The 14499-nt window shown below is 47.2% G+C and carries 11 protein-coding genes; all 11 read right to left on the bottom strand.

Going from position 1 to position 14499, the window contains the following annotated elements; genetic code table 11:
* Window positions 1-46: 46 nt before the first annotated feature.
* A complete protein-coding gene (locus AC0YNW_RS11465) occupies window positions 47-856 on the bottom strand; it encodes a DNA alkylation repair protein (RefSeq protein WP_475832213.1) in 810 nt (269 codons plus the stop codon).
* Between the two features lie 115 nt (window positions 857-971).
* Complete coding sequence (locus tag AC0YNW_RS11460; RefSeq protein ID WP_475832212.1) at window positions 972-1646, bottom strand: Crp/Fnr family transcriptional regulator; 675 nt, start codon at window positions 1644-1646, stop codon at window positions 972-974.
* 513 nt (window positions 1647-2159) lie between these two features.
* A complete protein-coding gene (locus AC0YNW_RS11455) occupies window positions 2160-3734 on the bottom strand; it encodes an FAD-dependent oxidoreductase (protein WP_475832055.1) in 1575 nt (524 codons plus the stop codon).
* 23 nt (window positions 3735-3757) lie between these two features.
* Window positions 3758-4615 carry a Gfo/Idh/MocA family oxidoreductase gene (locus AC0YNW_RS11450; protein ID WP_475832054.1) on the bottom strand — a complete coding sequence of 286 codons (858 nt, stop codon included), beginning with the start codon at window positions 4613-4615 and terminating at the stop codon, window positions 3758-3760.
* Between the two features lie 17 nt (window positions 4616-4632).
* Entirely contained in the window at window positions 4633-5691 is a 1059-nt protein-coding gene (locus AC0YNW_RS11445; protein ID WP_475832053.1) for a Gfo/Idh/MocA family protein, read from the bottom strand.
* 16 nt (window positions 5692-5707) lie between these two features.
* The gene (locus AC0YNW_RS11440) at window positions 5708-7312 is read right to left on the bottom strand and encodes a response regulator (protein WP_475832052.1); all 1605 of its coding nucleotides are present in this window, start codon (window positions 7310-7312) and stop codon (window positions 5708-5710) included.
* A gap of 140 nt (window positions 7313-7452) precedes the next feature.
* Window positions 7453-8997, bottom strand: coding sequence for an extracellular solute-binding protein (locus AC0YNW_RS11435; RefSeq protein ID WP_475832051.1), 1545 nt, complete (start codon window positions 8995-8997; stop codon window positions 7453-7455).
* Window positions 8998-9061: 64 nt separating this feature from the next.
* Window positions 9062-9946: a carbohydrate ABC transporter permease gene (locus tag AC0YNW_RS11430; protein WP_387469375.1), complete on the bottom strand. Its 885-nt coding sequence runs from the start codon at window positions 9944-9946 to the stop codon at window positions 9062-9064.
* A gap of 14 nt (window positions 9947-9960) precedes the next feature.
* Complete coding sequence (locus AC0YNW_RS11425) at window positions 9961-10881, bottom strand: ABC transporter permease (RefSeq protein ID WP_387469377.1); 921 nt, start codon at window positions 10879-10881, stop codon at window positions 9961-9963.
* 142 nt (window positions 10882-11023) lie between these two features.
* The gene (locus AC0YNW_RS11420) at window positions 11024-12820 is read right to left on the bottom strand and encodes a cache domain-containing sensor histidine kinase (protein ID WP_475832050.1); all 1797 of its coding nucleotides are present in this window, start codon (window positions 12818-12820) and stop codon (window positions 11024-11026) included.
* 4 nt (window positions 12821-12824) lie between these two features.
* Complete coding sequence (locus AC0YNW_RS11415; protein ID WP_475832049.1) at window positions 12825-14369, bottom strand: extracellular solute-binding protein; 1545 nt, start codon at window positions 14367-14369, stop codon at window positions 12825-12827.
* Window positions 14370-14499 lie beyond the last annotated feature (130 nt).

The following is a 14499-nucleotide window of genomic DNA, read 5'->3' as shown; positions in this document are numbered from 1 at the left end:
AGCGGTCTTATGACCTTATTGCATGGTGAAAGATGGGAAAATAGACTTAGTTTTCACGTTTTATGCTTCTTTGCGCCCGCGCTGCAATTCGCTTGGTCGATGTCCCATCAGATATCGTCAGCCATGTCTCGCATAGGCCAGCCACCCATTCTGGTCTGGACTTCGCGGCATCATTCAACCAATTGGCAACGGAATCCTGAACATACTTGGACGGGTCAGATTTCAGCGGTTCAAGCAAGGGCAGCCCCAATTCAGGATTCTCCTTCAGCTTCGTAATATGCTTGGCCCACACACCTCGCGGTCTAGTCGCTTCCACAGCAAAACGTCGCACATTGGCATCTTCTTCATCGACCCATTCACTCAATACTTGTATAGACAGCAACAGTTCTTGCGAGACATCTTCTCGGATCGCCATCCATGCTATTTCGCGCACGCCAAAATGGCCGTCGGCAGCAAAGCGGCGAATAAGCGCCAGCTTTTGTTCCAGCCCCAGTTCCTCTAGTCCAATGATGTATGCTGCCCAGCAACGCACACTGTCTGACGGATGCGCAGCCAATCGTTCGAATATCTCATTTTGCCCATATCCCTTCTGCTGACGGACCATACCAAGCCATTCGCCCGCTACTGCGGGGATAACTTTCATAATAGGCTGTCCCTCTATTCGTTCAAGAGCGGATATCATGTCATCTGTATGTTGTTGTAAACCAAGCTCCACCAAAACGGCTCTTAGCAGCTTTATATGATCAACAGCCAGCCATTCGGTCAAATTAACAGTTTCGATTCGTCCGCTGTCCAATAAATCGCGCACCTCAGGCATAATTTCACTGACTCTGCGCGGCCCTTTTCGGTTGGCAATAGCCTCCGGTATTAAGTTTGCTTTCACCTATTCGCAACCTCCATTATGACTTTCCTTCATCATAGGGTCTGTGCGAAGAGAAAAGCTGTAATGCAGGTTACAAATCGAATCCATTCTATTCTGTGAGAATATCGCGGTGAACGGCTATCGACCGGAATCCAACTTGCAGCATACCGGAATCAGCAAGCTCCTTTAATGCGACAGAAACGGCTTCTCTGGATGCCCCCACAAGCTGGGCAATCTCCGCATGCGAAAGAGGCATATCAATCTTGCCGTACTCGCAGCCCTTATTCCAAACGCCAAAACGCCCGAACAGCTCGTTTAGGACATGAATGATTTTATCGTGCAGCTTGCCAAGCGCCAGATTTTGCGCGAGACTGCTCATATTGGACAAGCGCTCACTGATGGCTTTCATCATGTTCATTATGAATTTCGGATGCTGAATCAGATAGTTTTGGAATCGTTCCTTGTCCATCATACAAATATCGCTCTCCACGACCGTCTCGATAAACAGCCCTTGCGTGCCTAACGAGATCTCATCCATCTCGCCAAATACATTCCCTGCACCCAATATGTCCAGCGTAAATTGTTTCCCTTCCTCACTGAGCCGATAGAGGCGCACCTTTCCCCTCTTTATAAAATACAACGTTTCAACAAAGGTATCGGGTGTTTGAATAAATGTGCGCTTTGGGATGGTTGTAATGATGGTCAGCTTATCCATCTCGACCAAATCATTCTCCGAAAGTGAGCGCATCAAATGAAATTGTGATAAAAACTGAATACGATCCATCGTTCTCCTCCCCTGCTTATAGAGATCATCGCTTATTTTGGCGGACAATGCAAAGAGATTGGCAAGGGCAAGTGCTCCTTTCACTACTGGCCATACTCCCCTTCAAAATGAAGAGAAGGGGTTGTCCGAATGACTAAAAAATACAAAATACGCTCAGGATTCTATCGACTTATACGAGACGGTCGATACAGATTCGCCGATTTGGTCGATCTAATCGACTTATTCAGGTCAGACGAGGCTGCTTCGGGCATATAAGTCGATTCTATCGACTTATTCAGGTCAGACGAGGCTGCTACGAGTATTTAAGTCGATCTGATCGACTTATACGAGACGGTCGAGGCGGGGGCGCGGGTCATGAGCGAGCAATGCTCCACAGTTCGTACGCACAATAACAATAACTACAACAATTACGAGATTTTCGACTCAAAAAGAGAGCTGCCCCTATGTCACTTCAGACATTCGGGACAGCTCCTTCTCAACAATCGGAGTCTCGCTATAAGATTCTTATTGCATCTATACCGAATGAATAGATGGCCAATCCAGCTCAATGCCCTCCGCTACTAGCAGCTTTTGGAATTGCGCAAGCTGCGCAGCATTGTTGCGAACATCACGCGGCTTGAGGCCATTCTCTACGCAGTAAGCAGCTAAGTAACCTGCCGCTTCCCCTATATTCCACTCCACAGGATGCAGCCGGTAGCATCCATTGGTAATATGGGTCGTTCCGATATTTTTGCAGGCTGCCAGCAAATTGTCCATACGTACAGGAATCAATGCGCCTAACGGGATATAGAACGGCAAAGAAGGTACATCTATATAAGTGCGAAGCGATGTGCTTGGATGCAGGTCAATCCGGTAAGACCCAATCCCTACGCTGTCCGGATAACGCTCCGCCTTCCCATCCTCCCGGCAATCCGGGCTCAAATGCTGCTCAAGCACCGTACATTCCGCTTTGATCCGGCGCGATTCACGAATATACGGCATCTTCGCCAAACCATCTATCGTACCGGTTGCATCGCCGCGAAGACGAAGTCCAGGATAACCGTTGCCTCCATCATGACGCGGAGCCTCTGTCTGCATCCAGTAAAGCAGTGACAAGCTCAGCTCCCTCGCATTGTTCAGATGCTTCGCTCTCTCCTCGGCGCTTACATCAATGATCGGCCCCAGCCAGTAATCATTTTGCGGCCAGTTGACAACCGTCAGGTCGCTTTCAAAAGTACCCGGCGAGAACTGCTGACGATCGATCAAGCGTCTATATTGCCATAAGGAGAAGTGCTTTCCATCCGGGAATAAGCTGTACGTTGTCGGCTCAAGAGTAGACGGCACCACTCCCGCCCAACTCAGCTGCTTATCAGGCCAGAAGTCCGCGCGATAGCTTCGCCAGAAGTCATACTGGTCCGGCTTCTTTATCGTAAAGTCCTCGCCCTCGATATGGTCCATGGCGAAGCACCATGTCAGGGCTTGCATATCCATAGGATCAGCCTTGCCCGGCAGCGCATGAGGCTCACCCGTATCCTCCACCGACTCTGCCCCTGTTACGTACTCTACGTTCGCTAGAGGCAATACATCTCCTTCATCGGTTGCATCCAGGAAATAAGCTCCGGTCAACACCACTTTTTCACCCGTCAGCACATGCCGCAATTTCGCCGAAAGGATCCGATCGCCATCCGTCTCTACCTGCTGCACCTTGAAATATTCTAAAACCGTCAGGCGGCCGCTGTGCACATAAGGAGCAAGCATATCGCGCAACACTGCAAGAGCTGTTCTTGGCTCATGCGATATTTTGCTGACGGATGCATTTCCGGGATTAAAGACCAGTCGCATACGAGCTTCCGGCGTTACAGGAAAGTTGTTCATGTAATAATTCCGCACTCTATTCCGAAATTGCCGATAGCTTGCCGTACAGCCAAATTGCTCAATCCATTTATTCTCGTCCGGGGGAACGGCCTGGCTGGTCAGTTGCCCGCCAATCCAATCGCTTTCCTCTGTCATAATAACGCGCTTGCCCGCTTTGGCTGCTGCTAATGCTGCTGCAACTCCGCCGGTACTGCCTCCGATAATGATGATGTCTGCATTCAAGTGTTGTACCATAGTAAAAAGCCACACCTCTTCCGCTAATGTCTACTCCCATCAATTGAAGGCAATTGCACCCATTGATGAGGCTTCTCCATAGCCTTGATTCCATATTCAATAATCGTAATGACGGACAGCGTCTCAGACGACGCTACTGCAGGGATAGATGTTCTAAAAAAGGACACCATGCTTTCGATAAACAGCTCAAAAAATGGGGACTCGACCTTCTTCACGACAGTGGGGCCTTCTTTATATTTTACGGCCATCATAAACGGGCACTCCCAGCCCAATTGATTCAATGAGGCTTGTCTTCCGTTGCCAAAATCAATCAGCAATGCGGGCGACTCAGCTGTACCCGTATACATTAATCTACTCGCTCCAATTCCCATTAATGACACAATTGGTTCAATTTGGTGAATGGCGTAAGAATGAAAGAGGCCTGGTCCCCAGCTGCTAATCGTCTCCGTCTCTAATTGTGAATCTGCCGTATATTCAGCCGCATAACGAAGCGCAGACGTAGAGTACATCGGCGTTCCATATTGCTCGGCAAGCTGGAACATTCTCTCTGCCGCTGCCCGGTCTGGAGCGAAGGTCTTATCAATGTAAGTCGGCTTGCCAGACCGCAGCGGAAGATCGGACAGCTCCTCATGAAATTCTGGGTTATCTGGCGACAATACGATCAAATAATCGCTGCGCTTCACCACATCTTCTATCGTGTCCAGCAACTCTACTCCATGGTTGCGGCACCACTCCGCATTGCTGATGCCGTTTGGGCTGTCTATTTTCCCATAAGCATAAGCAACCTTCATGGTCTCGCCCGACGCCTCTTCAATCCATTTCGGATACTTGTTCGCATGGAATTCATCCAAGTAATAATCGATGAAGCCTATCTTTTTCATATCGCGCTCTCCTCTCGCTAGAAAGAGATTTCCCGGCTGTTGTCAGATGAATCATAAATCGCTTGAATAATTTTAGAAGAAAGAATGACTGTATCAATATGAGACGGCAGCTTTTCGCCCGTTTGAATACACTGGATGAAGCTGTCGATTTCATTCTGAAAATGATTGCCTTCCTTAAATTGAGGGATGGTCTCCAGCAAAGCGCCATTCTGAGCGCTGTAAAGTTTAAAGTCGGCGCCATACTGCAAGCGAATACCCGCTTTATCGCCTAGAAAATCGATATACGTCTCGCCAACCCCAATATTTTGTGCCCAAGCGCCGTTCAGGGAAATCGTTGGGCCGGAGGTACGGATCAGCCCGGTAACAAAATCGTCAACATCATACGTGCCTTCAAGTTTCGGCGGACCAGCCCACATGCTTAGATACGAGTAATTTTTCATATCCTTGCCCAGCTTGGAGAATGCTTGACCGGACACGGTGTGCGGCTCCGGATCGCCGGCGCAATACATCACAATATCCAGATAGTGTACTCCCCAGTCGATAAGAACGCCGCCGCCCGACACCGCTTTCGTTGTGAAGTCCCCGCCCAGACCTGGAATGCTGCGCTGCGCGCGGAAGCTGACATAGACATGATACAGCTCGCCCAGCTCACCGTTTTGGATCATATCTTTAATCCTATTTACGCTTGTATTGAACCGGTTGACGACGCCGATATTTAAGGTCACTCCTGTATCATGCTGAACCTTTTGCATCTCCAGCGCTTCCGCATAGGTTCTTGCCGCAGGCTTCTCGCACAGCACATGCTTGCCTGCTTTCATACACTCTATGGCAATGGATGCATGGACATTATTCGGCGTACAGATCGATACCGCATCGACTTCAGGATCATTTAATAGTTCGCGATAATCCGTAATGGCCGTTCCACAACCGTATTCCTTCACCGCTTTTTCGGCTCGCTCCCCGTCAATATCGCAAAAATATTTAATTTCCGCAGCCTCATTTTTCATATAAGACGGAATATGAGCATGATTGGCAATGGTACCGCAACCGATAATCGCAACTATTATTTTAGACATCTCCTATATTCCTCCCTTAATTCGCTTCTAGTTTTGAAAACTCGCCAGGTGTAACTCCCCAATACTTACGAAATACCTTTGTAAAATAGCTTAAATCCCGATAACCTACTGCGCTTGCCGTATCGTACACCTTCGCTCCCTTTAGCAGGATCGATTTGGCGCGCTCCATCTTATGCTCCAATACGTAGGCTGAAAAGGATTTGCCCGTCTCTTGCTTGAACAGCCGGCTCAAATACGAGGAATTGATAAATAGCCGCTCCGCCACATTGTATAGCGTCAAATCCTCTTGAATGCCGTCATCGATAATTTGAAGTGCCGCCTCTACCATGCGATGCCCTGCGCTTCCTCTTCTCGCATGCTGATAGGCTATGAAACTATGGATAATCCGCTGCAAGCATTCATAGACCTGTTCCTTGGTGGCAAAGGACTGCAAATGAAGCAAATAAGGAAAATCGCTTCCCGCTACCTCCTTCACCGAGCAGCCGCGCTGCTGAATCAGCCGTACGATCAAGCTGCCGAAGTAAAGGATAATCTCGTTGACCTTATCCATTGTATCCGCTGTAAGCATCGACGAATTCCACTGTTTATCAAAAGCTTCCAGTGCCTTGGCCAAATTCCCTGTTTCAATTCCAATCTCAAGCTCACGCTCGCTATTCGGCTGGCCAAGGTCCAGCATATCCTGCTCGAACCTTGCTTGATACGAAATCGCGATATGCTTCCCATAAACAATGCGCCGCTGCAGAGCTTGACGCGCTTGCTCATAAAGCTTGTTCATGTCGATCACTTGATCGGTATATTCACTAATTCCCGCGCTAGCGGTTAGTTTTAGACTTTCCTTGACAATGTTAAGCAGCTTGCCTACCGTCGCATTCACATAAAGAATAAAGGGTTCCGGGTCTTCAACGGAACAGGTATGAAAGACAATGACCGTCGAACCGTTCGAATCCAGAAACATCCATTCCGGCTCCAGATCTTGGCTTGCAATATACTTTAACGAAACTTGCAGCAGCGAGGTGTCGTCTGCTCGGAATCTGGTTTCAGCCGCTTGCAAGGGGTCCATATCTACAATAGCTACGCAATAAAGTCTTGGCGTGTCCAAGTCCATCATCATATCCGAGCTATGCTTTTCAATCTCCCAAAGCGAATATTTGCCTTGCAGCCAGTTCATCAGAAACAGCTCGCGAAGATGCGGAAGATGCTGCGTCCACTTTTGAGTTAATAGAGTCTGATTATGCAGCGTATCGAGCTGTTCACGCAATTCGGCGGCGCTCTCCAGAACAGCATTCAAAATCTCACTGTCTCCAGCAGGCTTCAATAAATATTTACTGATCCCGGTCTCCATGGCAATCTGGGCAAATTCAAAGTTGTCATGGCCGCTTAAGACGATCATTTTGATATAAGGATTTTTGAGACGCACAAGCTTGGCAAGCTCAAGCCCGCTCATACCAGGCATCTGCACGTCCAGCAGCATGATATCTGGCTTCTTGCGGTCGAACAGCTTAAGCGCTTCCTCGCCGCTCTCCGCCAGCCCGATGACCTCAATCCCATGATCCTCCCAGGGAATCTCTAGCGCCAAATTGTTGCGTAGCCTTGGTTCATCCTCGACGATCATTAAATACATAAGCAGCCCTCCCAAGCGAAATGGCATGCGACATGGATGTCCGCATTTCCTTCATCATACCAGAAGAATCTTTGCCAACCATCCCTAAAGCGATGGCAAAGATCCTTCTTCGATTGCTAAAAGAGGTTGTTCAAAATGAATTACTTTTGCGTACTAAACCATGCATTGGCATCCTTATTCATAGCTTCGCCGCCGTCTGCTTTCCACTTCGCCAAGTAACTATCAAATGTATCCAGTGACGCTGTGCCGGCGATGAATTGCAAATACGTATCGTTCGAGAACTTGGTCAGCTTCTGCGAATGCTCGGAGATGCTCGCAATCGGCGGCGCATTGGACAAACGATCAATGACAAACAGTCCGTCTGCCAGCTGCTGCAACTCTTCAAAATAGTTGAACAAGATTGGATCCTTTCTTACCCTTGCCTGCCAATAAGTCGAATAGACGCTTTCATCAACGCCAGTCAGATAGTAGCTTGCATTATTCAGATCATCGAAAGCCGGAAGAATAGGGAAGTATTTGCCGTCTTCGAATTTGTGATGAACGCCTTCTTGGCCGATAACAATCTCTTTGAATAGATCCTTTTCCAATTTAATATTCATATAATTCATTGCATGCTCTTTATTTTCGGACCATTTCGGAATGGCCATAAAGTACGTAATGCCCGTGTTGACGCCAATCGTCGATAAGCCTTGCTCATCCTTCAAGAATGGCAGCGTGACGAAGTCCGCATCTGGGAAGTTCTTCTTCAAAGCGTTAACGACCGATGGCGCGCTCCACCAAGCTAAGCTCATCATGGCAGACTGGCCGCTTGTGAATCTCTCGATTGCGACAGAGCTTGTATTAATAGGCCACTCCGAGTCAAGGAGTCCTTCTTTGTATAATTTATTCATAAAGGACAAATATTCTTTCATCCTTGGATGCTCGGCCTGATGAATCACCCCTCCGTCCACTTCCAGCCAGGCATTGTTCGTAAGGGTGTTGGCAATGCCAAATGTGGAGGCAATCTCCGGAATGACGCTCACTTGCCCCGTTCCAGTAAAGGGAATAACCCCCTTCTTATCTTTGATAGCCTTCAGCACATTGTACAGCTCGTCACGATTCGTAGGCACTTCCAATTGAAGCTCTTCGAGCCAATCCTTGCGAATGACAAGGCTGGAGCTGGCATAGATACCGGTTCCGCCTTGCGGAATGGCGTAAATTTTTCCATCTATCGTAGCAGCCGACCATGTCGTATCTTCAATGCCTGCTTTCAGATTTGAACCATATTTATCAATCAAATCGTTCAAAGGCTCCAAAGCGCCCGCTTCTGCCAAAGTGAAAAATTGTTCTTTGGTCAGCCGCATAATGTCGTACTTTTCACGATTGGACATCAGCAGATTTAATTTTTCATTGGGGAGCTCTTCTGGCAGCATATCGTAGGTCGTCTTATAGCCCGTTTTCTCTTCTAGGAACCCTGCAGTAAAGTAGGCATTAGGATCGAATCGGTCGAACGGCTGAAGCTGTCTGAGCTGCGGCTTTGTGCCGCTCAGGACATCCTCTATGGCTTCTGGCGTATTCGTTGTGTTTCCAGCGCTAGTCGGCGATGCCGTTTCCTTATTCGTGTTCTTTCCTCCATCGCCTGAGCTAGAGCATGCAGATACAATCATAACTGCGATCAACATCAGCAGAGTAATCGTTTTTTTCATATGGTCGTAACCTCCCTTTGAATTGAACCAGCCTTCGTGCAATACCGTTGCCAATTAGATCCTTTTATCCTTTTACAGAGCCAAGCATGACCCCCTTTACAAAATACTTTTGCAAGAAAGGATAAACTAGCAATATGGGTATGGTCGCGACGATGATGGACGCCGATTGAATCGCCTGCGGCGAAACATTCATCGCCATATTGACGTCGATCGTATCCAGCTTCAAAAAGATATTGTTAGCGGAAGCCAGCAGTTCCTTTAGATAAAGCTGCAACGGTTTAAGATCGGGACTATTGATGTAAATCATTGCGGTAAAAAAGTCATTCCAGAAGGCTACCGCATAGAACAAGGAAATCGTCGCAAGGACAGGCATCGATAGGGGCAGCACGACCTGGAAAAGCGTTCGAATATTGCTGGCTCCGTCAATCTTGGCCGATTCTTCTAATGCTTCCGGTATGTTCTCAAAGTAGCTTTTAATAACCAGCATATTGAAAACACTGATCATGCCCGGCAGGAATAGCACCGGCAGCGTATTCACGAGACCTAATTCTCTTATTAACAAGTACGTCGGGATTAACCCTCCGCTGAACAGCATCGTGAACACGAACATGAGAATAAAAATTTTGCGTCCGCGCAGCTTCGGCTTTGACAACGGATAAGCAGACAGCGATGTCATAATGAGACTGAGCAGCGTGCCGACTACCGTTACGATAATCGAATTAATGAAAGCGCTTTGAAACAATTTGTCGCTCATAACATAGACGTACGTTCCGAACTGCAAATCGACAGGAAGCAGATTGACTTGCCCCGATATAACCGCAGCCTCGCTGCTCAGGGACTTGGCTATCAAATTAAGAAACGGGAATATGGTGATAACGCCCATAAGGATAAAGAATGTATAGTTTGAAGCCACAAATACCTTGTCTAGAATCGATGTTTTTTGCCGCATAAGAAGCCCCCTTTCTACCAAATGCCCCGTTTAAGAAACTTCCGGCTTAAATAATTTCCTGTAATGATTAGAATAAAGCCGATTACGGAATCAAATAGTCCGACCGCTGTCGAAAAGCTGTAATCCTGCTGGCCAAGACCGATTCGATAGACGTAAGTGCCAATGACATCCGCAACCTCGTATACAATAGAGTTGTACATGACGAGAATTTGCTCTGTGCCTGCCTCCAATATGTTACCGAGGCGAAGGATAAACATAAGGATAATGATCGGCACCAAGCCGGGGAGTGTAATATGCCAGATCTGTCTGAATCTGCTGGCTCCATCGATTTTGGCCGCTTCATACAACTGAGGATCGATGGTGGCAATAGATGCCAGATAAATGATCATCCCCCAGCCTACTTCCTTCCAGCCCGCGGAAGAGATAAGCACCGATCGGAATACCTCCGTATTCATGAAGAACGCTATGGAATCTCCGCCTAATCCGACAATCATCTTATTAATCAATCCGCCATTAGTGGACAGGAGCTGCAGGAATAAACCGCTTACAATTACCCATGATAAAAAATGAGGCAAGTATACAATCGTTTGGATTCCGCGTTTAAAAACCATATTTTTAATCTCATTCATAAGAACAGCCAATATAATCGGCAAAGGAAATAAAAAGAAGATCTTGTAGATGCTAATAATCAATGTGTTTCGGAACACTCTCGCAAAATCCTCGGATAAGAACAGTTTCTCAAAATGCTCCAAGCCGACCCATGGACTTGCCGCCAATCCGTCATAAATGTTGAAGTCCTTGAACGCAATAACAATCCCATACATCGGCGTGTACTTGAACAGAAGTAAAAAGAGTATTCCTGGAATGAGCATTAGATACAAATCCCATTCTTTCACTACATCAAGCCGAAGCCTTTTAAAGTAGGATGGGGTCATTGAATCCCTCCTTTGCCTGTTGTTATCCCTCATTTTAGGGAGTAAAGGCATGAATGAATAGGGGAGGATGTTGCGGTGTTTTGGTAATTTGATGACTATGAGACAAAAAGAAAGACCTGGACAGAGCGTATATTCGCTCCGTTCAGGCCGGCTTCTCCATCAATCTTTCAAGTGGGATTTGTAAGGTTATCGTCGTTCCTTCCTGCCAGACGCTATCCATGAACAGTATCGCGTCTATGCCATAATAAAGCTTCATTCGTCCAACTACGTTTCGGATGCCGAATAAATCCTTCACTGAATTTTCCGTAATCGTCACTAAATTTTCCTGGCGGTTAAGCTTTTCAATTTCGCTTCGAATAAAGTCGAGCCGCTCCTCGCTGATGCCCATTCCATTATCCTTAACCGTCAGACAGAGGTTACCCTCCTTCAAGCTGCTCGAAATGACTAATTCCCCGCCCGCTCCTCGCTTCTCGAGGCCATGCAATATCGCATTTTCTACAATGGGCTGAAGGAGCAGCTTTAAGACTCTCAGCTCTTTCGTGTCCTCAGCTATATCAAAAGTGACCGTGAACTGGTCCATAAAGCGGAACTGCTGCACCCGCAAATAGTATTCAAGATGCGTAACCGTCTCCGCTACTGTAAATACCTCCCGTCCCTTGCTTAAGCTTAAACGGAAAAACTTCGATAGATTCAGCACCATCTCGCTAATTTCATTCACATCATAGTTTTTGGCGGTCCAGTAGATGGAGTCCAGCGTATTGTATAGAAAATGAGGATTAATTTGCGAATGCAGAAATTTCAATTCGGTTTTGCTTGATTGCAGCTGATGCTCATAGACATCACGAATAAGCAGCTGCTGCTCGGCGATCATCTGATTGAACGCATCCGTCAGCGCGCCGAATTCATCGGTTCGTTTACGAGTTAGCCGGATGTTCAGCTTCCCCATCCTCATTTGCTTCATTCCGAAGATTAGCTCTCTTAGTGGCGATGAAATCCACTTGTAGACCCCGTAAGAAATAAACAGGGCAAGCATGATGCTTATTCCAATAATAAGCATCGTAATTTGCGAGAGCTGCCTCGATTTCTGATACACCTCCTGCTCGGGCTGGATCATCACGATCGACCATCCGGAGCTCTCGGACTGCATCCGCCATACAAGCATTTCTTGCTCTTGGCCTGCTCGCCTTTCTTCGCCGCCGGGCCCCGCCCACTCATCCTTCAGATGATTCTGGTCGGTTCCCGCAACGAGATCACCATCAGCTGAATATAAGTAGATGGAAGAGCCTGCCGATGGCTGCACGCTTTGAATCCTCTCCTGAAGCAGCCCTCTATCAACCGTCAGCACCAGAACATTAGAACCGTCCTCTTTATTTTGCAAATCCATCAATCTCATAAATGAAATCGTCTCGGGGCCGAAAATGTTCTCTTCACCCGGGAGGGGGTTGTACAGCACCGTCTTGCCATTGGCCTCCGTGACGGCTTGATACCACGATTCGTTCTCGTGCTGGAGCATTCTCGCGCCATATTGCGTAGAGATCAGCATGCCCGATTCGGAATGCAGGATCGAAACCTCCCGGATATGTCCATTAATGGCTACCACATTCGTGAGGCGATCCATGATCGAATATAAGCCGTACAGGTCTGATGTTAAAAGAATAGCGTTCGCTTCATGCAAGGTCAGCTTTATACTATAATCCACCGACAACAGCACTAATAAATTTTCCAGATCCTGAAGAGAGATATCGATATTGTCGAGCACTGACTGCAACCCCGTCTCTGTCCGCTCATCCGTCTGCTTCTTTAAAATATCCATCGAACTAATGTTTGAAAACAAGCTGATGCCCACCAAAGGGATCAATATGAGCAAAAAATAAAGGGTTAGCCGGATTTGGATTCGCTGGCGGTAAGCATTCGAAAGGGTAGTCCATACGTTTTGCAAGCTCTTAATCCGCCCCTTTCGTCTGAAGTCTATACCAAGCATTCACTTCATTTGTAATTTCCCAGCCGCCATTCGTATTCCACTGCTTCGCAAACCTTTCGAACTCCTGATCAACGCTTAAGCCCATAATGATTTTCAAATAAGTTTCCTCTTCCAGCTTCAGAAGCTGTGAACCGTATTTTCTCATGGAGACGGTTTGGGGTCCGCGATAATCGCTGTGAAGCACATTTTGGACGATAAACTCCACATTTTCATTCAAATCATATTGCTCACCGAGAGAGTTCAGCCGATCCCTGCGAACAGCCCCATCGTTCGGATCAGCCAATGCATGCAACGTGCCTCGATAGATATGCTTTTCGTGCTCCTCGAAATGGGTCACCATGATACCATTCTGCTTCGTCCATACTTCACCCTCGAACCCCAGCTTTAATTCTCTATATCCTTCGCCTGCAATGAAATGGAGCACTTCAATCACTTCCTTCGCATGAAGGCTCCCCTTCGGAATGACACTATAGGTTTGAATCAGGTCATACTGGGCGGTCCCGTATTGTCCATCGTAGCCGACCGGGTATTCCAATCGAATCCACTCCGCCTTCGGATCCTTTTTCATATTTTCAAGAATAGGACCCCGCGTATCATACCAGGCAGCCGAAAACAATCCAACTCTGCCCTCAATAATTTTGTCCTTGAAGCTGCTCAATTTGTTCAGAATAAACTCCCGATCGAGTATCCCGTCACCGTACAGCTTCGCCAAATAAGCAAGCGCGCTCTTCGCTTCCGGTAAAATCCCGCTGTATACAAGCTTTCCGTCCTTTTCCTTCCACATGCTTATTTGACTTAGCCCGCGCGGAACTCCGAAAGCGCCGAAGAATGGAGCTGTCCGCGATAACCCCGATGGAATAATGGTGAGCCCATAGGTATCATTCACACCGTTTTGATCAGGATCTCCATATGTAAACGCATACATCACATCGTAATATTGCTCCAATGTGCGCGGCGGCTCTAAGCCTAACGCATCCAGCCAGTCTTTGCGCGCATAGATCACTTCATTGCCGGATACTTCATTCAGGCTGGGGATCGCATAGATTTGTCCGTTAAAGGTAACAGCCTCCCACGCTTCCTTGGGGAAGATCTGGAACAGCTCTGGAGCATGGGCCTCAATAAGATCATCAAGCGGCAGCAGCGCTTGTTCGGTCACATATTTGTATACCCACATCGGATCTGCTGTCTGGATGAGATCCGGCTGATCCGATGAATTCATGATCGTATTTAATGTTTCTTGATAACCATTGAACTGCGGAACCATCAAAGAAAGGTTAACTCCAGTGGCATTCTCAATGTAACTCAAGTAGGGATTATGATTTTCATCCATTCCTTCTGGAAATTTACGATCTGAATTATTGACAACCATTCTGATTGCTGGCCTGTTGCTTTCGGATAATCCCTCCCCGCTTTCGTCTGCAGATAGGGAATGAGAATCACAACCAGCCAAGAGACTAATGGCCATGATAACGCTTAGCTTGATGATCGTCATCGGATGAATACTCACAGCGATGCCTCCTTCCATTCTGTTGTATATGGAGTATAGCAGTTTTCTTAGTCATTTTGACATCGCTTTCACATTCTCATCTTTTAGAGATTGTATCTCGTTGTTGAAAACCGGACTTTTTGAACACGTC

Source organism: Paenibacillus sp. J31R120, assembly GCF_056269225.1.
The sequence above is the reverse complement of the archived record's forward strand: the minus strand, read 5'-3'. Positions and strand labels throughout refer to the sequence as shown.